Below are 18,249 nucleotides of genomic sequence, written 5' to 3' on the forward strand. Positions count from 1 at the left end.
CCGGAAGTTTAGCACAAACAAAATCCGCCCGGATTCTCCATTACAAGAATCCGGGCGGATTATGTCTGTGCGGCGAGAGGGTTTCGAACCCCCGACCGCTGGTGTGTAAAACCAGAGCTCTACCGCTGAGCTATCGCCGCGCTGCTGCGAAACTCTAACACACGGCAAACATAGATTGCCAATTGCGCACTACAAACAGCGTTTATGTAGATTGTTTCAACAGCTCAGCTAGTAGCCGATTCAAACGAGACAGCTAAAGCCGGCTAACTAGAGCGCTGCACCAGGCAATTGCCCTGCCAATCCCCCAGCCGGAGCGCCGAGGTGTTGGAGAAACCTGCCAGCTGTGCGGACTCGTCAATCACGCCAGGATCAATGGCACCCGGCTGACCAGCGCCCGGCGTGAGTAGCCAAACGCGACCTTCATCCTCCAAAGGGCGGGAAGCATCCACAAGACCATCGACCAAGTCGCCGTCTTCTTCACGCCACCACAGCAATACGACGTCGACAACTTCATCCGTGTCTTCGTCGAGCAGGTCTGCATCCAGGAAATTCTCGACCGACTCACTGATTGCTGAGTCACAGTCTGTATCCCAGCCAACCTCCTGGACTAGCTGACCTTCCTTGATGCCGAGCCTGCTCGCATATTCATGAGCAGCGCCTGTGGCGTTGACCACTTCCCTTTTCCTCCTCTAGAAAAAAATATTCAGCTCGATTTTTCGAGCTATGTGGAGAAATTTTACCGCTCAAATACATTTTTCACAGCTGCAAAATAAGAATTTCCCCAAAAAGGTGCAGTTTTCGCAGTGTTCTTCGCAATGTTCGTCGTAAAGCGGAGCGGATTGTTCGGTGAAAGCGTGTGCAAGAAACGGCTAGGGGCACAACAAACGATTCAGACGTAGAGTGGAGAAAAATAACCTTTGCCTTTCCTTCAGGGACTGAAAGGAGCTCACAATGTCCGATACCTCGTCGGGTACGCCACAAGCCCACTCTGATGAGTCAAACTTTGCCCTTATTCGCGATGGGGTCGCCTCCTATCTCACGGATGCAGATCCTGAAGAGACCAAGGAGTGGCTTGAGTCTCTCGACGGCCTGTTAGAAGAGGCAGGTCCGGAGCGCGCACGCTTCCTCATGTTGCGGCTGCTGGAACGTGCCACGGCAAAGCGCGTAGCTCTACCGCCACTGACTTCGACAGACCTCGTCAACACCATCCCGACTGAGATGGAGCCGGAATTCCCTGGCGATGAGGACATTGAGCGCCGCTACCGCAAGTGGATCCGTTGGAATGCGGCAATTATGGTCCATCGCGCACAGCGTCCGGGTATCGGCGTGGGCGGACATATCTCCACCTATGCGGGCGCCGCCCCGCTTTACGAGGTCGGCTTTAACCACTTCTTCCGCGGCAAAGACCACCCAGGCGGCGGTGACCACGTCTTCTTCCAGGGCCACGCTTCGCCGGGTATGTACGCCCGCGCATTCCTAGAGGGGCGTCTGACCGAAGAGGACCTCGACGGTTTCCGTCAGGAAGTCTCCCTCGGCGAGGGCAATGGCCTTCCCTCCTACCCGCACCCGCATGGCATGCCAGAATTCTGGGAGTTCCCGACGGTGTCCATGGGCCTTGGTCCGCTCAACGCCATCTACCAGGCACGCTTCAACCGCTACCTGCATGACCGCGGCATCAAGGACACCTCCCAGCAGCACGTTTGGGCCTTCCTCGGTGACGGCGAAATGGACGAGCCGGAATCTCGTGGCGCCATTCAGCATGCGGCGCTGAACAACCTGGATAACCTGACATTCGTCATTAACTGTAACCTGCAACGCCTCGACGGTCCGGTGCGCGGCAACACCAGCATCATCCAGGAGCTGGAGTCGTTCTTCCGCGGCGCTGGTTGGAATGTCATCAAGGTCGTTTGGGGCCGCGAGTGGGACGAGCTCTTCGCTAAGGACAAGGACGGCGCACTAGTCGACCTGATGAATAAGTTCTGCGATGGCGATTACCAGACACTGAAGGCTAACGACGGTGCTTGGGTGCGCGAGCACTTCTTCGGCCGTGACCCGCGCACTGCCAAGCTGGTCGAGGACATGACCGACGAGGAGATTTGGAACCTCCGTCGCGGTGGCCACGACTACCGCAAGATTTACGCTGCCTACAAGAAGGCCTTGGAGACCAAGGATCAGCCGACCGTCATTCTGGCGCACACGGTTAAGGGCTATGGCCTCGGCCATAACTTCGAGGGCCGCAACGCGACCCACCAGATGAAGAAGCTGACGCTCGATGATCTGAAGCTTTTCCGCGATAACCAGCGCATTCCGATCTCCGACGAGGAGCTGGAGAAGGATCCTTACCTGCCGCCGTACTACAACCCGGGCCCAGAGTCCGAGGAAGTGCAGTACATGCTGGAGCGCCGCAAGGAACTCGGCGGTTTCGTGCCGGAGCGTCGCACTAGCTACGAACCACTGACAACGCCAAAGCCGGAAACCCTGAAAAACCTCCTCAAGGGATCAGGTAAGCAAAAGGTTGCCACCACTATGGCGACGGTGCGTGTTTTCAGGGACCTGATGCGCGATAAGGATCTCAAGGACCGCTTCGTGCCTATCATCCCTGATGAGGCCCGCACCTTCGGCATGGACTCCTGGTTCCCGACGCTGAAGATCTACAACCCGCACGGCCAGAACTACACTCCGGTCGACCATGAACTGATGCTGTCCTACAAGGAAGCGAAGGACGGTCAGATTCTGCACGAGGGCATTTCCGAGGCGGGCTCTGTGGGGTCGTTTACCGCTGTCGGCTCGGCGTACGCCACCCATGGCGTGGCCATGATTCCGCTCTACATCTTCTACTCGATGTTCGGTTTCCAGCGCACGGCTGACTCCATTTGGGCCGCTGGTGACCAAATGTCCCGCGGCTTCCTGCTCGGGGCGACAGCTGGCCGCACGACGCTGACAGGTGAAGGCCTGCAGCACATGGACGGTCACTCCCAGCTGCTGGCAGCTACGAACCCGTCCGTGGTCTCCTACGACCCAGCATTCGGCTACGAGATTGCTTACATCGTCTGCGATGGCATCGACCGCATGTACGGCCCGGAGCGCGGCGAAGATGTCATTTACTACCTGACTATCTACAATGAGCCGACTTCGCAGCCGGCTGTCCCAGAAGATCTCGATGTCGAGGGGCTGCTTGGCGGTATCTACCGCTTCCGCAAGGCCGAGGGCGACAAGCATGTCAACCTGCTGGCTTCCGGCATTGGCATGCAGGAGGCGCTGCGTGCCGCAGACATCCTGGAAGACTACGGCGTGGCTTCCTCGATTTACTCGGTGACGTCGTGGAATGAGCTGGCTCGCGATGGACACGAGCGTGACACTGAGCGTCTGCACAACCCGGCTGAAGAGGTCGAAGACGCCTTCGTAACCCGCCAGCTGTCCGACACCGATGGGCCATTCATCGCAGTGACTGACTTCCAGCGTGCGGTCCCGGAGCAGATTCGCAAGTGGGTTCCGGGGGACTACACCGTCCTCGGCACCGACGGCTACGGCTTCTCGGATACCCGTCCGGCCGCTCGCCGCTACTTCAACTCCGACGGCGAGTCAGTCGCTGTTGCGGCCCTGGCCGCACTGGCACGCGCTGGCAAGCTCGACAAGAGTGTCGCCCAGGAAGCAGCCGAAGAGCTGCAGATTACCGACCCAACCGCAACCACTCAGGACGCTGAATAATGACCTCTAGCCTTGGAGATCAGCTTAGCGCCCTACTGGGCACACAGGTCACCGGCGCCGGTGACGCTGACGATGCCTCGCCCAATGCAGCGAACGCGGGCTCGAAGAAGGGTTCCGCCGACGCTGACCTGCCCGCAGGTCTTCACGGCGAGGTCGCGGCAATCGTCAAAAAGATGGCTAACGACGAGGTGGAGTCCCTGGAGCTCTCCACTTCGCTGACCGACTACGGCTTTGACCGCTTGAGCGTCGTAGAGTTGGCCGTCCGCTGCGAGGAAGAGCTGGGAGTTCGCATTGAGGACGAGGACATTCCCTCGTTTAAGACCCTTGGCGATGTAGTTGACTACATCGCCGCCCGGCGCGGGTAGAGCTGCAGCACGTTAGCTGCCTCTACCCAACCGAGGTCTGCATTGCCGGCGGTCGAGTTGCCGCTGGCACTGTCGGTCCCGGCAGGGGTGGACGTCGTAAAGCAGTCTTCGGGGGCGTAGCCTGCCGTCATCATGCGCATCGGCTCTAACACGCGGTCCCACGGCCCACCGATGGCCGCGTCGAGGGCACCTTTGATATCGCCGCCGCGCGCCATGATGGAACGCAGTGCGTCTTCGTTGACCACGATGTTTCCGGCGGCATCGGTCTGTCCGGCGAAAGTCCCCAGCTGCGGGGTATGGCAGTAGCGCATACCGTCGATGGCGTAGCCGTCATCATCCACGGCTGGGTCTTGCGCCAGCTCGAAATAGAGGCGCGGCCACCTAGCCAGGTTGTCCACCAGTGTGGCGATGGTGTCAGCACTTGCAGTGAAAGGCACCTCGGCGCACAAAGTGGCATCCTGGTCGGTCGCACGCCAAATATCCCGGCCTGGCTTAGTGCCATCGGGCATGCTGAGTCGGGCCAGCGCCCACGTGATGTGTGGTTGCAGCGGCCCTGGCATGCTGTGAATCCACAGAACGCCTGAAAGTTGGGTGCGCATAGACGAAGGTCCTCGGAAAAGTTGCGGTCAATTGGTGTAAGACGAGATTCGTCTTCCCCTACGAACTCATCCAACGACACTTGCCACACTGCAGAAAAAGCACTGCGGTAAAACAACACTTCTGAGGTTTACGTTGCACGTGTTTATGATTGTTATTTCCGAGACGGCTGCTGGCAACCCTCAAGTTGTCCTTAATCCCCCAGATGTGATTTAACGCTGAGACGAAAAATCGGCGCCGCAAGCGACGCCGGCTTACTCCACATCCCCTTAATCCTCAGCGTGTTCTTCCAGCTCACTCCAGAGTTCGTCGTTGAAGTCGGCCCATAGAGGCTTTGCCCACTCGCCGAAATCTCGGTCGGTCAGCGCGATTGCCGCCCGTCCGGTTGGACGATGCAGCCACAGGAATGTGCCCGCTTGCCCAAAATGGCCTGCGACATCCTTGGGCATCGAGGCACCAAACCACAGCCCCTGCTTGGAATCGGGGTGCCCGAAGATTTCAAAGCCCAGGCCCCAATCGGCCGGACGTTGCATACCATAGCCAGGCACAACACCATTCAGGCCCGGGAACTGCACCGTCAACGCTTCGGTCACGGTATCGGGATGCAGAAGAGTCGGGGCGAGAATCTCATCGACGAAGGCCATGAGATTAGCGACGCTGCTACGCGCGCCATGCCCTGCCGATCCATCCAGCACGGAATCCGCCATCCCTAGCGGCTCAAACACAGCCTGGCGCAGGTATTCACTAAACGGCATGTCTGCCTCCGCGGCGATTACATCGGCGATGATGTCAAAACCCGCGGAGGAGTAAATACGCCGCTCCCCTGGCTCTTTTTCCAGCTCACGGCTGGCAAACCCCACCCCGCCGGCGTGCGCCAGTAGGTGACGCACAGTCGCACCACGACCGGGTGGCGTGAGCTCTTGATTGAGCTCCAGCGCACCCTCTTCGACGGCCACAAGCATTCCCACGGCCGCCAACAGCTTGGTCACACTGGCCAGTTCAAAAACTCGGCCACTATCACCGTGGGTGTGCCAACTGCCATCGTCGGCACGCACGGCAGCTGCGGTCGCGTCGACTGGCCACTGGTCAACTTGCGCTAGAACAGAGGGCTTCCAAGAAGTCATGTCCTCAAGACTACGCAAGCGTGGCGGACTCGGACTTTTCGGCGGAATCGGACTTCTCAGCAGGCGCGTCTGCAGACTCGTCGTCCGACTCGTCGGCTGGCGACAGGTCGGCGTTGGCGCTGGCGTCCCACTCGTCCTTATCCCAGATTCCCGCACGCTTTGCGACGACCAACGGGACCACGGCCTGACCGGTAACGTTCACCGCAGTGCGGCCCATATCCACGATCGGCTCGACAGCCAGCAGGAGGCCGACACCGGCGAGTGGCAGGCCAAGGGTCGACAGAGTCAGGGTCAGCATGACAGTAGCGCCGGTGGTGCCAGCAGTTGCAGCCGAACCGATGACGGAGACGAAGATGATGAGCAGGTAGTCCGTGAAGTCCAACGACACACCGTAGAACTGCGAGACGAAGATAGCCGCGATAGCCGGGTAAATGGCGGCGCAACCATCCATCTTCGTGGTGGCGCCCAGCGGTACGGCGAAGGAGGCGTACTCATCCGGTACTGCCAGACGACGGGAGACAACGCGCTCAGTGACCGGCATGACGCCCATAGACGAACGGGTGAAGAAGCCGAGCGAGGTCACTGGCCAGACGCGACGGAAGAAGTCGATTGGGCTAATGCCATGAATCTTCAGCACAACTGGGTACACAACTGCGATGACCAGGAACAGACCAATGTAGATGGCAATGGCGAACTTGCCCAGGCTGCCGAGCGCTTCCCAGCCATACTCAGCGACGGCGTGGCCGATGAGGGCTGCGGTACCAATTGGTGCCAGACGGATGACCCACCACAGGACCTTCTGCACGATGGTCAAAAGAGAGCCGGAAAACTCGATGAATGGCTCAGCCTTCGGGCCAACCTTCACTGCGGCGACACCGAAGACAATCGCGATGACCAGCAGCTGCAGGACGTTGAAGTTCAGCGAGCCGGATACAGCACCGTCAGATTCGCTGATCTTCACGCCAAGGCCGAGGAAGTTCTGCGGGACGATGCTCTGCAGGAATCCCCACCAGGAGCCCACGGAACTCGGCTCCTGAGCTGCCGAGGCATCCACGCCAGAGTTAACGCCTGGCTTGATGACCAAGCCCAGCACGATGGCGATAACCACCGATACAAAGGATGTAATGGCAAACCAAATCAGCGTCGAAACAGCCAGCTTGGCTGCACCTGCGACCTGACGCAGGTTGGCAATCGACACTACGACTGCGGTGACCACCAGCGGTGGGATGAGCAGCTTCAACAGCGTGACGTAGGTACTGCCGACCTCGTCGAGCGCTGTGCGCAACGAGGAGTCATCGCCAGTACTGCGGGCCATGAAGCCCAAAATGAGACCAATAATCAGGCCATAGACAACTTGGGCACCGAAGCCGGTCGCCCATTTAAATTTATTCACTTTTCCTCCTGGATATTTCTTTCTCTGAAAACACTTGTGCCGCGCCTTATGCCGTCTGACAAATGCGCGCGACGGGATCCGAGGCCGCTGAGCTCAGCCTCGAAGAGACAGGCGCAGCGAGGCGGAAGCTCCGAAGTGTTTAGCGACAGGAGGAAGTGGAGATTCGGCCGTAATCGAGCCAACGCCGCTTTGTGAGCATTTTCATGTTGGTCATTTCTATCTAGCAAGTCCGGTTAAGAGACAAACGATAAGACTGCCACGATTGATGTTGTGACACCAATTTCCAACACGGCCCCTCACCCGAATATTCCACATCGCTAATTCGATTTCTCAGCCTGCCTGCGCAACTGCAGTACCTTCAGCGAGCAGAGGAAGCCAATAGTCAACGCGCCGACAGCGGAATACAGCGCAAACTGCGTGGCATGTGCAAACGCATTTGTCAGCGGCACCAACACACCGTCGGGAGCACCCTGCGCACGCAGACCAATCAGCATCGAGCCAGCGGAATCCTTCAGCCCCTGCCCCATCTGCTCCAGGCCCGGCGACAGCTTCGCGATCTCACGATCCAGCCCAATCGTCAGCGCCATACCACCGAGCGCAGCACCGAGCGCCGAACCAATCTGCCGAATCGTCGACTGCGTTGCCGATGCCTGCCCCGACAGCCGCACCGGAATATCACCAAGCACCAACGAGGTCAGCTGCGCCGATGCCAGACCAAGACCCAGACCGTAGACAATCAATGCAAACACAACCAGCCACAGCGGCAGGTCAACGCGCTCTTCGGCCGCCAACTGCAGCGAACCAAAGACCTCGAGACCAAGGCCCACAATCACCACACCGGCCGGGGTAATCCGAGCTGCCAGATGACGCGCCATGGCACCTGCGAAGAACGCACCGAGAGCCATTGCTGCCAGGACCAGGCCGGTTGCGATCGTCGATAAGCCAATCGCCGACACCAGGTAGAGCGGCAGCACGAAGACCAGCGCGAACTCACCCACCGCGACAAGCATCGCCGTGGTATTCCCCCAGCTGAACGTGGCGTAGGAGAACATCGACACGTCCAACAGCGCAGGATCCGCGTTCTTCCGACGACTGTTTTCCCACAGCACGAAAGCGACAAGCACCACCGCACCAACTAAGAGCGTGACGACGGGTGCGGAGGGAAAAGCAAACCCTATCTTGGCGCCTTGAATGATGCCGAAGACCACGGCACCAAAGCCAATTCCAGACAACACCAGGCCAAGGACATCGAAGCGACCCGCGCCATTGGTATCGCCTGCGGTGTTCGGCACCCAGCGCAGCGCAAGGACGAAAAGCACGACGGCGATGGGCACGTTGACCCAGAAGATAGCTTCCCAACCAGCAAACTGCGTAAGCACGCCACCCAGGAGTGGGCCGACTGCTGCAGCACCAGACATGACCGCACCCCAGATGCCGAATGCGGTGGCACGATCTTTATCACGGAATAGTGCGTTCACGCTGGACAGTGTTGATGGCAGAATGCACGCGCCACCAATGCCTTGGATGACGCGGGCAATGACCAGTGGCGCCAAGGCTGTGGAAAGTGCGGCCACGACGGAGCCGACCGTGAAGATGACCAGACCGACGAGAAAAAGCGTTCGACGGCCGAAGCGGTCGCCAGCGCGGCCAGAGGTCAGGAGTAGTGCGGCGAAAACGACCGAGTAGATCGTGGTAATCCACTGCGCGCCCACGATGTCAAGGCCCAGCTCCGAAATGATGGTCGGCAATGAAACACCAACGATGGTGCCGTCCAGGACAATCATGCCGAGGCCAACCGCGAGCACGAGCAACCCCCACCACCGCTGTGGCGAGGCCCCGAACTCAGCAATCTGATCCTCGTTGGCGATTGCCATGACGGGGGTGCCCTTCGCTTTCGCTGTGGCACCGGTTTGTGCGTCGACTGAGACGTCGGCGCTGCTCAAGGAAGGTTTTGTACTCATAGGATTAATGCTAGAAGTGTCCTAGGGCTGATTCATCAACCGAAAGTCGTAACTTTGCGGAAAGATCAGCTTCGTTGAGAACGGGGATTACCTTCGTCGACACGGAAACACTTAGCTTCATTGAACCCACGCAATGGCAGCCGAACCCGCTGGGTATAGGGCTTTTATCACCGCACGGTGGCAGATTGCTATGATGCTATGAGGTTTTGGGCACTGGTTCATAGTGCTTAATTGTCACTTCACAATGCCCAATCCTTGCCCCTATAGCTCAGTCGGTTAGAGCAGAGGACTCATAATCCTTTTGTCCCAGGTTCGAGCCCTGGTGGGGGCACTAAAAACTCTGGGCTCTACTCACGCCCATTTACCCGACATCCGGTTGTAGCAGCTGGCGCATAGGGAGATGTACTTCGGCGCTTCGAGTGCCTCAATTTCCACGGTTTCGCCGTCGAGGATAATGCTGCCGTCCGGATTCAACCGTGCAGTAAAGATGGCCTTCTGCCCACAGGTGCAAATTGTCTTGATTTCCTCAATGGTGTGGGCAACTTCGAGCAAGCGCTGGGAGCCTGGGAAGGCATGCGTGCGAAAGTCGGTACGCAGACCGTAGCAGAGCACCGGAGTACCGCGAAGGGTAATTCCCAGCAACTGATCGACCTGGTCAGGGGTAAGAAACTGTGCCTCATCGATGATTAGACAATCGTAGCCGTCGGCAAGCGAGGAGAGGTCATCGCCATCGTGGATGAGGTGTGCGCGTTCCGCGATGCCGATGCGAGAGTGCACGTCGCCGTCAGCCAAAGTATCCACGGCCGGCTTGGCGATCAACGGCCGCATATCGCGCTCGCGGTAGTTGTGGGCGACGCGGAGGACCTCGATGGATTTTCCGCTGTTCATGGTTCCGTAGCGGAAGTACAGTTTTGCCATAGCCATCGATTGTAGGGCATCGATTCGCGGGCTCTGACGGCTGTAAACTCGGGCCGCCAACACGGATTTGAATTCCCGACTATCCTATATTTTTATGCAGCCGATTCCTGACCTGAATGAGAATCCAACAGTTGTTGTATGTGGATCTATCCACCTAGATACCCTGGTACAGGTCGATAGCGTACCCGCAGAAGGTGGCACGCTCATCGTTGATGACGGCACTAATATGCTGGGCGGCAAGGGCGCCAACCAGGCCGTTGCTATCGCTTATAACGGTGTCCGTGCGATTATGGCCGGTACGGTTGGTGAGGATCGCGCAGCGGATTTCGTGGTCGAGGAACTCAACGCACACGGCGTAGATGTCCACTCCATTCAGACTTCCTGGGATTTGCCGACCGGCAGCGCTTTCGTCGCAACGAACCGCAAGGGTCGCCCGGTGATTTTTGTCCAGCGTGGTGCCGACGCACTGACGGACCCCACCGATTTCGTCGACGAGTTCGCATCAGCGGATGTCGTGCTCGCGCAGGGCGAGCTCCTCCCGGAAGCAACTGAGGCCATCGCGTCCGTCGCATCCATGTACAGCGCGCGACTGGTGCTGAACCTCAATCCGGTCGTAACCGTTACACCTGCCCTGATTGACCATGCAGATCCGCTGATCGTCAACATGAAGGGCGCCTGGGAAACAATCCGTCGCCTGGACATCGCCGAGGGCATCCGCGCTACCGACTACCGCGCACAGCTCGAGGCGCTTCTGCAGTACTGCCCCAGCGTCGTCATGCTCCGCGGCGACCACGGCTGTCTCTTCGCACAGCACTCCGACGGTCTCGACGACGAGCCGACAATCTACGAGCACCCCGCGCTCAAGCTGCCAGAGGAGAAGATTGTCGACGGCACTGGCTCCGGTGATGCGTTCGTCGGCACGCTCACCGCGGAACTGGCTAAGGGCACCTCGCTTTACGACGCCGTACCCCTGGCCACCGCAGCAGGCGCAGCAGCTGTACAGGCGGTCGGCGCATGCTCCGCTTTTGCACGTCGCGAAAAACTGCTGGAGATGGTCGAGGCGGAGGATTTTCCCTCTGTGAAAGAGTACGCGGGCTAAGAATTGTCAACAGCCTGGTGTGCGAGCTGGCACCGATTAAGTCAGTGCCAGCCGGGCCAGTGGGGCCAGCGGGAGAACCTACCCAGCATTGTCTGGCAGAACGGGCTCAAGCGCCAGCATCACCAAGTACCAACTCAACGCGTACCCGATGAGGAAGACATAGGTAGCAATCGCGTAGATTTTCGCCGGGAAAAAGAATATGGCCGCGGGCACGATGAGAAGCGCCAAAACTGCGAGCGCAGTCCGCGGCAGGTTTTTGACGGTCATGCTGGTGGCCGTTGCCAGGGTTCGGCGTAGCGACGACTGACCGTCGGAAAGCGAGCACAGCGAGTAGACCCACGCGGTAATTCCCAGCAGGATTAGCGCCCCGGAGGTAACTCCTGCGGCGAAGATCAGGCCGACAGTGCCGAGGTCCGCGCGGGAGATAACGTAAAACTCATAGCCAATGCCACTGGCGAGAACCAAGGTGAATAGCCACCACACGGTTGGTGTGCGCCAATTGTCCAACAGTGCGCGCAAGAAGCGCCGTACGGGCCTTGAGCCTTCGTCACGGACCATGTCGCGAGCGACCACTACCCCAGCGCGAGTTGCGGCGCCTGCAGTGACTATCGGGATGGATGCGACGATCATCAGCAGGTTGATGATTACAAGGTCTGCTAACAGCGACCAGGCTGCGTAGAACTTTGTATCGGTGCTGAAAAATCTATCCACGGGTTCATATCCTAATAAAGGCTGATTAACAGACGAAAGCCTCAACCTACGCGGTTGAGGCTTTCGCTTTCGTAAAACGCGGTGCTTGGTGCCCTATGCGCTAACGCTTAGGCAGCTATCCCTTAACGGCACCCGCAGCAACACCCTCGATAATGTGCTTCTGGGTGGCGACGTAGAAGATCACAATCGGAATGATTGCGAGCACCAGCATTGCCATCATCGCGCCAAGGTCACGGTTACCGTTGGAGCCAACGAAGCTCTGCACGACAACCGGGATGGTCTTGTACTTAGTGGACAGGCCGATGACCAGGTACGGCAGCAGGTAGTCGTTCCATACCCACATTGCGTTCAGAATGGCGACTGTCACTGCAGTCGGCTTGAGCATGGGCAAAACGATGCGGAAGTAGTTCTGCATCGGAGATGCGCCATCAATCATCGCGGCTTCCTCGATGTCAATCGGGATGGACTTGATGAAGCCTGCAAACATGAAGACCGACAAGCCGGAGCCAAAGCCCAAGTAGAGAACCACGATGCCGATTGGGTTGTTCAAATGCAGCATGTCGGCGATCTTGACGGTCGGGAACATCACCATCTGGAACGGGATGACCATCGAGAACACAAACAGGTAATACAGCAGCGAGGTCCACCACGTCTTCACTCGCGTGATGTAGTAAGCCGTCATCGCAGAGAAGAACACAATCGCAATAACCGAGAGGATCGTGATTACAAAGGACCACACGATCGCCCAGCCGAAGCCCTCCTTCATCAGGCCGACGGCGTAGTTTTCGAACCCGACCCACATGTCACCTAGTGGCAGCTGGAAGGGGTTATCTGAAATTGCGAACTTGGACTTGAACGAGTTGAAGATAATGAACGCGATTGGCCCCAAGAACACGACGGTCAAAAACACCAGAATCGCGTAGATGATGACCTTAGATACGCCTCCCACCTTGGCCTCGTCCTGCTTAGCGGGCTTGGTCTTTGGGAGCTTGGTGGCCGTTTCAGTGGTCATTGCAGCGTCGACAGACATTTATGCCTCCACTTCCTTGCTGCGAGTAGCACGCAGCTGCAGCATCGCGATCGCTACGACCACGACGACGAAAATTACTGCCTTGGCTTGACCAACGCCCTCCACACCAATTCGGTTAAACATGGTGTTGACGATGTTCAGAGCAACCATTTCTGTCTCTGAACCCGGCGCACCATTGGTCAGGGCCAAGTTTTGGTCGAAGAGTTTGAAAGTGTTCGACAGGGTCAAGAAGAGGCAAATGGTAATCGATGGCATGACCATCGGGATAGTAACGTGCCGCAGGATCTCCCAGCGTCCAGCGCCATCAATCTCCGCAGCTTCGATGAGCTCCGGCGGGACATTCTGCAAACCGGCAATATAGATAATCATCATGTAACCGACCAGCTGCCAGTTGATGAGGATGATCAGACCGGCGTAACCGAACTTCCAGTCGGACACGATTGTCGTACCGTACGATGCCAGCACTGCGTTAATCATCGACTGCCAGGTGTAACCGAGCACGATGCCACCGATGAGGTTCGGCATGAAGAAGACTGTGCGGAAGAAGTTCGTGCCCTTCAGCTTGCGCGTCAGAATCCATGCGATCCAGAACGCGAACAAGTTCACAGTAATGATGGAAACAACAACCACCATGAGAGTGAATCCGAAGGAGGCGACGAAGCCCTCGCGCTCACTAAAGGCCTTCTGGTAGTTCTCGATACCAACCCACTGCGCATTAGTGATGGTTGTGAAGTCAGTAAATGATAGGAAGAAACCGATAACGAACGGCACCAGGAACGCGATTGCAAAGGCAATCAGCGTGGGTAGCACGAAAATTGGGAAATACTTTTTCAATGTTGCTTGCATCTACAACACCGCTCCTAAAGCTAAAGGCGGAGCCCGGTGCCTCGAGACCGGTTTAACAGGTCACCGAGCCCCGAGCTCCGCCTTGCCATTGGATGAACTCATTCCGTCGGTTGTTCATGCGCGAGAAGCTTTCGCTTCACACTCACCGATGGAATGGATCACCATTGATTTGCTGGTATTTAATTGTTCGGAGATTCCGCATTCCAGCTGTCGGCGAAAGTCTCGACAACCTTGTCCCACGGCATCTTTCCGGAAGCGTACTGCGCCAGCGCTGCGCCAAAATCATCCTTGAACTGCTGCGACGGGAAGTACTGGAAGTCCCACGGGATGGTGGTCAGGTCCTCGTTCTCAATTGCTGCGGCCACTTCCTTGGCCAGCGGGTCATTCGGAGTGTCGGCTTCAGTGAAGTTCTGGAACGGAGCGATGAATCCGAGATCCTCGACGACGTACTTCTTGCCCTCATCGGTGTTGAACAGCCAATTGACGAAGTCCTTCGTTGCCTTTTGGGAAGCCTCCGAAGCCTTGGAGTTGACCGTCAGGTAGTTCTCAGTACCAACCGAGATGCCGGTCTTATCCTCGTCCTTCAGGCCCATGTACATAGGCATGAACTTAATCTTGTCCTGCTTGACCACGTTGCCGGAGACATCGTTGATCTGGGACCATGCCCAGTTGCCATTCTGAACCATAGCGGCCTTGCCCTGGGCGAATTCCGCCATCGAGTCGGACACAGCCTTCGACGGGGCCAGAGTCTTTTCGACAGTGGAGTTATTCAGGTACAGATCAAAGAGGTTCTTGAACTCCTTGTTGTACTTGAACTTCACATCAGCGGTTTCCTTGGTGCCAAGGTCCTCGAATTCATAATGAACCGGTCCGTTGGCCAAGTGTGTCTGCCAGCGCCAATCCTCACCGGATGCAAGCGAGGTGGAAGCGAAGGTGCCGGAAATCCCCAGCTTGTCCTTCTTGGCCTGCATGTCCTCAGCAACTTCCTTCAGCTTTCCGAAGGCCTTAATCTCGTCGATGCTCTTGGCCTTGGCATCGGGCAGCGCGAAGTACTTGTCCATGATCTCTTCGTTATAGATCAGGCCAAACCCCTCGACTGCAAACGGGACGCCGTATACCTTGCCGTCCTCGCCCTTCAGCGGCTCGATGCCCTCGTTGAGGTTTTGTGCGATCTCAGTGTCAGACATGTCTGCCATGTATTCCTGCCAAGTACGCAGGCCCGCCGGACCATTGACTTGGAACAGTGTTGGCGCGTCCTTTTTACCAATCTCGGCCTTCAGAGTTTGCTCATAGGAATTCGAAGCAGCAGTAACGACCTTGACCTGGACACCAGTCTTGTCAGTGTATGCCTTCGCAATCTTCTGATATGCGGCATCCTGCTCCGGCTTGAAGTTAAGGAAGTAGACACCACCATCTGCAACCGCATCATCACTCGAGCACGCAACCAAACCAGCGGTTGCCATCAGGCCTGCTGCACACAGAGCTGAAAGGCGCTTGAAGTTCTTCACTATATTTTCTCCCTTGAGAAGAAAGGCCACTTCAATGGCATCCTCCGAGCAATTCGGACGAATATTTGCCAGCAGCCGTGGCCTAATTGGATTATCCCGCCCTGCGGCTAGAAGTAGCCTTTCATGCGAACTTCGACGCCACCCACGCGGGTATTCGGTCTCACCAAAATCTTACTTGACCAAAACCAATTTAGGTTGGCCTTCAGCCAGCTGTGAACAAATGCAAAGGAGAAAAATAGCAAAAGCTCTCGAAAGCACACCTAGAATTTGAGCTGTTTTCGAGCTGTTTTCGCTGAACAGAGCCGCCTACCGGCACCAAAGTAAGCACCTGGCCGCGACAATCACACGCAGACCCGACAACCACCCGACCACCAAAAGCACCCCTGTTTGGCGTGAATGTATATTTTTATAATATCCTGGCGAGTCGTTTACTTGTCACTTTTGAAATAATCGTACGCTCGACAGTCTGCTTCTAGAGAGCTACTCGACCTCATCGCTCGCCGGAAGATATACGGACTCGTCGCGATGCCCGGGCAACACTCGGTCTACGTAGCTCTGCACCGCTTCTTGAAGCGGCACATCCGCACGGCGTTTTTCTGCCATGTACCAGCGATGCTCCAAGACCTCGTGGAAAACCTGCGCATCCTGCAGCCTTCCACGCAGCCCCTCGGGCACAGCCAGGATTGTGGCCTCGAAAACTTCACGCAGCCATCGGTGCGCAACCTGCTCTAGCGGAACCCCTTCAAGACCTTCCGCCAACCGAAAGGTCTGCATACTATTGAGCATCCGCCTCGCTTGCCGTTCTTGAACATCCAACCCCGTCAGTCGCATTAACTGCCTATGGTGATGCCCTGCGTCAACCACTCGTGGTCGGAACACAACGCGGCCACCATCACTGGTGACTTTCAGCTCGCCAACATCGAAACCGAGGTCGTTGAGCCTGCGAATCCGCTCATCGACAAGCCAAGGCTCCTCAACACCAATAGATTCTTCCCCCGTCAGCTCTTGCCACAGGTCCTCATAACGCTCAATAATGCGCCTACCCACCGCAATTACGTCCAACTCAGGATCGAGGAATCCGCCGGCCTGCAGATCCATGAGCTCTCCGATGATGTTGGTATGGGCAACGTCAACGTCGTAAAGCCTGCGGGAATCTGAGAGTGTGCCTTGCAAATCTCCCGTTTCCGCGTCGACAAGGTAGGCGGAGAAAGCGTCTGCGTCACGACGAAACAACGTGTTCGACAGCGACACGTCGCCCCAGTAAAAACCAAGGAGATGTAACCGAACTAGCAGGACTACCAGCGAGTCAATCAGGCGGACCACAGTTTCGCGGGTGACCTGTTGAGAAAAAACTGCACGATACGGCAGCGAATACTCGAGATGTTCTGTGACGAGTGCCGCAGTTAACGGTTCGCCATCTGGATCCTTGCGGCCAGTAATGACCGCGAGCGGGCGAACCGATGGAGCACCGAGCCTGACCAGGTCACGCAGCATTCGATACTCATGATGAGCAGTGAACTCACCAATTTCTTTCACTGCAATGACGCGGTCATCCAAGTTGACGAATCGAACAATGTGCCGCGAAATTCCCTGAGGTAGGGCGGCCAACAAATCGTCTGGCCACTGTTCCAGAGGTATATGCCAAGGAAGGCGCAAAAGCTTTGAAGCCACCGTTGTCGCGGCTATTTTCATAGTTTCCGACACGGTGGCTCCTAAAACTGTCTTACTGTCCCACTGCCCTACCAGCTACTCATTTCATCTAAACGAAAGAGTTTAGGCCGGAAGGCGCATACCAGTCGACTTCGAGAACAGGTGCAGCATGCCCGGACGAATCTTGCCGTAAACTACCGAGCCCAACTGCGGCGCGGTGCGCGGGGCGGTACGAATAACCACCTGACCGTGTTCCTCTTCGTCCGGGTTAGAGGAAGATCCGGAGCTCAATGCTCCGCCACCGACGAGATCGCCATACATGAATGCATCGGAGCCCAATTCCTCGACCAAGTTAACCTGCACCGGAATGACGTCATCGCCCGGCCCCTCGACCAGGTCGAATGCCTCCGGACGGAAGCCCACGATAATCTGGTTCTGATCCTCCGGCACGATTGCAGCAAGTGTGGCTTCCGGCAGCTTAATCTTGGCCTCACCCAACGTGGCGTAACCATTAGAGACGTTGAACGTGCCCAGGTTCATCGCAGGCGAGCCAATGAAGCCCGCGACGAATTCGTTTGCCGGGGTTTCGTAGAGTTCCCGCGGGGTACCGACCTGCTGCAGAACACCGAAGTTAATGACCGCGATGCGGTCGCCCATGGTCAGCGCCTCAGTCTGGTCGTGGGTGACATACATGGTGGTCACACCCATCCGACGCTGCATGGCCGCAATCTGAGTACGGGTTTGAACACGCAGCTTCGCGTCCAGGTTCGACAACGGCTCGTCCATCAGGAACACCTGCGGCTTGCGCACAATCGCACGCCCCATTGCCACACGCTGACGCTGACCACCGGATAGAGCCTTAGGCTTACGATCCAGGAACTGAGTTAGATCCAGGGTCTTCGCAGCTTCTTCGACACGACGGTCAATCTCGTCCTTGTCCACACCAGCAATCTTGAGCGCGAAGCCCATGTTCTCGCGCACCGTCATATGCGGGTACAGGGCGTAGTTCTGGAAGACCATCGCAATATCGCGATCCTTGGGCGAGACATTGGTCACATCACGATCTCCAATGAAAATCTTGCCCTCATTGACCTCTTCCAGACCGGCAAGCATGCGCAGTGTTGTGGACTTACCACAACCGGAGGGGCCCACCAGAACCAGGAACTCGCCATCGGCAATTTCCAAGTTGAACTTGTCCACAGAAGGCTTCGTCGCACCAGGGTAAATGCGAGTGGCATCAGCAAAAGTCACAGTAGCCATGTGAATACAAACCTTTCATCGGCAGGTACGTGCCGAACGATCCGAGTGAAAGTAACCGCAGGAACAGCTCCTACGTATC

Annotated in this window: 15 protein-coding genes and 2 tRNA genes; 4 read left to right on the forward strand and 13 right to left on the reverse strand. The window is 57.2% G+C overall.

Annotation, left to right across the window (positions count from 1 at the left end; all coding sequences use genetic code 11):
- Positions 1–68: 68 nt before the first annotated feature.
- Both QP978_RS05195 and QP978_RS05200 read right to left on the reverse strand, forming a co-directional pair.
- Positions 69–140: transfer RNA gene (locus QP978_RS05195), tRNA-Val, on the reverse strand.
- A 123-nt stretch (positions 141–263) separates the two neighbouring features.
- Positions 264–674: a DUF3052 domain-containing protein gene (locus tag QP978_RS05200; protein WP_005511050.1), complete on the reverse strand. Its 411-nt coding sequence runs from the start codon at positions 672–674 to the stop codon at positions 264–266.
- 277 nt (positions 675–951) lie between these two features.
- Here QP978_RS05200 and aceE point away from each other — a divergent pair, with 277 nt between their 5' ends.
- On the forward strand, positions 952–3,708 hold the full coding sequence (aceE, locus tag QP978_RS05205) for a pyruvate dehydrogenase (acetyl-transferring), homodimeric type (RefSeq protein ID WP_284856917.1): 2,757 nt from the start codon (positions 952–954) through the stop codon (positions 3,706–3,708).
- Positions 3,708–4,073 carry an acyl carrier protein gene (locus QP978_RS05210; protein WP_284856918.1) on the forward strand — a complete coding sequence of 122 codons (366 nt, stop codon included), beginning with the start codon at positions 3,708–3,710 and terminating at the stop codon, positions 4,071–4,073. Before aceE ends, QP978_RS05210 begins: the two co-directional genes overlap by 1 nt.
- On the opposite strand, the gene QP978_RS05215 is transcribed toward QP978_RS05210, so the two are convergent.
- The 4 genes from QP978_RS05215 to QP978_RS05230 all read right to left on the reverse strand — a co-directional run bounded on the left by QP978_RS05215 (position 4,049) and on the right by QP978_RS05230 (position 9,148).
- The gene (locus QP978_RS05215; RefSeq protein WP_284856920.1) at positions 4,049–4,672 is read right to left on the reverse strand and encodes a DUF3145 family protein; all 624 of its coding nucleotides are present in this window, start codon (positions 4,670–4,672) and stop codon (positions 4,049–4,051) included. The genes QP978_RS05210 and QP978_RS05215 overlap by 25 nt on opposite strands.
- A 267-nt stretch (positions 4,673–4,939) precedes the next feature.
- Positions 4,940–5,794, reverse strand: a complete 855-nt coding sequence (locus QP978_RS05220) for a serine hydrolase domain-containing protein (protein ID WP_049170149.1) — start codon at positions 5,792–5,794, stop codon at positions 4,940–4,942.
- A 10-nt stretch (positions 5,795–5,804) separates the two neighbouring features.
- The gene (locus QP978_RS05225) at positions 5,805–7,187 is read right to left on the reverse strand and encodes a dicarboxylate/amino acid:cation symporter (protein WP_284856921.1); all 1,383 of its coding nucleotides are present in this window, start codon (positions 7,185–7,187) and stop codon (positions 5,805–5,807) included.
- Between the two features lie 317 nt (positions 7,188–7,504).
- Positions 7,505–9,148, reverse strand: a complete 1,644-nt coding sequence (locus tag QP978_RS05230) for a DHA2 family efflux MFS transporter permease subunit (protein ID WP_083295715.1) — start codon at positions 9,146–9,148, stop codon at positions 7,505–7,507.
- A gap of 257 nt (positions 9,149–9,405) precedes the next feature.
- On the opposite strand from QP978_RS05230, the gene QP978_RS05235 reads away from it, so the two are divergent.
- Positions 9,406–9,479 (forward strand) — tRNA-Ile (locus QP978_RS05235).
- Between the two features lie 20 nt (positions 9,480–9,499).
- Here QP978_RS05235 and QP978_RS05240 read toward each other — a convergent pair.
- The gene (locus tag QP978_RS05240; protein WP_048732776.1) at positions 9,500–10,066 is read right to left on the reverse strand and encodes a thymidine kinase; all 567 of its coding nucleotides are present in this window, start codon (positions 10,064–10,066) and stop codon (positions 9,500–9,502) included.
- 94 nt (positions 10,067–10,160) lie between these two features.
- Between QP978_RS05240 and QP978_RS05245 the strand changes: the two genes are divergently transcribed.
- Positions 10,161–11,165 (forward strand): PfkB family carbohydrate kinase, encoded by a 1,005-nt coding sequence (locus QP978_RS05245; RefSeq protein ID WP_070429154.1) that lies wholly within the window; start codon positions 10,161–10,163, stop codon positions 11,163–11,165.
- Positions 11,166–11,243: 78 nt separating this feature from the next.
- On the opposite strand, the gene QP978_RS05250 is transcribed toward QP978_RS05245, so the two are convergent.
- The 6 genes from QP978_RS05250 to QP978_RS05275 form a co-directional block, all read right to left on the reverse strand.
- A complete protein-coding gene (locus QP978_RS05250; protein WP_049189607.1) occupies positions 11,244–11,876 on the reverse strand; it encodes a MusI family membrane protein in 633 nt (210 codons plus the stop codon).
- 115 nt (positions 11,877–11,991) lie between these two features.
- Positions 11,992–12,888 (reverse strand): carbohydrate ABC transporter permease, encoded by an 897-nt coding sequence (locus QP978_RS05255; protein ID WP_070862949.1) that lies wholly within the window; start codon positions 12,886–12,888, stop codon positions 11,992–11,994.
- A gap of 18 nt (positions 12,889–12,906) precedes the next feature.
- The gene (locus tag QP978_RS05260; protein WP_016423090.1) at positions 12,907–13,752 is read right to left on the reverse strand and encodes a carbohydrate ABC transporter permease; all 846 of its coding nucleotides are present in this window, start codon (positions 13,750–13,752) and stop codon (positions 12,907–12,909) included.
- A 179-nt stretch (positions 13,753–13,931) separates the two neighbouring features.
- Entirely contained in the window at positions 13,932–15,215 is a 1,284-nt protein-coding gene (locus tag QP978_RS05265; protein ID WP_088611979.1) for an ABC transporter substrate-binding protein, read from the reverse strand.
- A 525-nt stretch (positions 15,216–15,740) separates the two neighbouring features.
- Positions 15,741–16,952 carry a DUF4032 domain-containing protein gene (locus QP978_RS05270; protein WP_172620277.1) on the reverse strand — a complete coding sequence of 404 codons (1,212 nt, stop codon included), beginning with the start codon at positions 16,950–16,952 and terminating at the stop codon, positions 15,741–15,743.
- A gap of 81 nt (positions 16,953–17,033) precedes the next feature.
- Positions 17,034–18,170, reverse strand: coding sequence for an ABC transporter ATP-binding protein (locus QP978_RS05275; RefSeq protein WP_069359226.1), 1,137 nt, complete (start codon positions 18,168–18,170; stop codon positions 17,034–17,036).
- Positions 18,171–18,249: the final 79 nt, after the last annotated feature.

This window comes from Corynebacterium sp. MSK035 (assembly GCF_030232615.1).
GTDB classification, from domain to species: domain Bacteria; phylum Actinomycetota; class Actinomycetes; order Mycobacteriales; family Mycobacteriaceae; genus Corynebacterium; species Corynebacterium jeikeium_D.

What these genes read in the sequence shown, in the direction of transcription:
- QP978_RS05240 (WP_048732776.1), bottom strand. Translation starts at nt 10,066, where the DNA reads ATGGCAAAACTGTACTTCCGCTACGGAACCATGAACAGCGGAAAATCC.
- QP978_RS05255 (WP_070862949.1), bottom strand. Translation starts at nt 12,888, where the DNA reads ATGACCACTGAAACGGCCACCAAGCTCCCAAAGACCAAGCCCGCTAAG.
- QP978_RS05260 (WP_016423090.1), bottom strand. Translation starts at nt 13,752, where the DNA reads ATGCAAGCAACATTGAAAAAGTATTTCCCAATTTTCGTGCTACCCACG.
- QP978_RS05275 (WP_069359226.1), bottom strand. Translation starts at nt 18,170, where the DNA reads ATGGCTACTGTGACTTTTGCTGATGCCACTCGCATTTACCCTGGTGCG.
- QP978_RS05265 (WP_088611979.1), bottom strand. Translation starts at nt 15,215, where the DNA reads ATGGCAACCGCTGGTTTGGTTGCGTGCTCGAGTGATGATGCGGTTGCA.
- QP978_RS05215 (WP_284856920.1), bottom strand. Translation starts at nt 4,672, where the DNA reads ATGCGCACCCAACTTTCAGGCGTTCTGTGGATTCACAGCATGCCAGGG.
- aceE (WP_284856917.1), top strand. Translation starts at nt 952, where the DNA reads ATGTCCGATACCTCGTCGGGTACGCCACAAGCCCACTCTGATGAGTCA.
- QP978_RS05220 (WP_049170149.1), bottom strand. Translation starts at nt 5,794, where the DNA reads ATGACTTCTTGGAAGCCCTCTGTTCTAGCGCAAGTTGACCAGTGGCCA.
- QP978_RS05245 (WP_070429154.1), top strand. Translation starts at nt 10,161, where the DNA reads ATGCAGCCGATTCCTGACCTGAATGAGAATCCAACAGTTGTTGTATGT.
- QP978_RS05270 (WP_172620277.1), bottom strand. Translation starts at nt 16,952, where the DNA reads ATGAAAATAGCCGCGACAACGGTGGCTTCAAAGCTTTTGCGCCTTCCT.
- QP978_RS05230 (WP_083295715.1), bottom strand. Translation starts at nt 9,148, where the DNA reads ATGAGTACAAAACCTTCCTTGAGCAGCGCCGACGTCTCAGTCGACGCA.
- QP978_RS05210 (WP_284856918.1), top strand. Translation starts at nt 3,708, where the DNA reads ATGACCTCTAGCCTTGGAGATCAGCTTAGCGCCCTACTGGGCACACAG.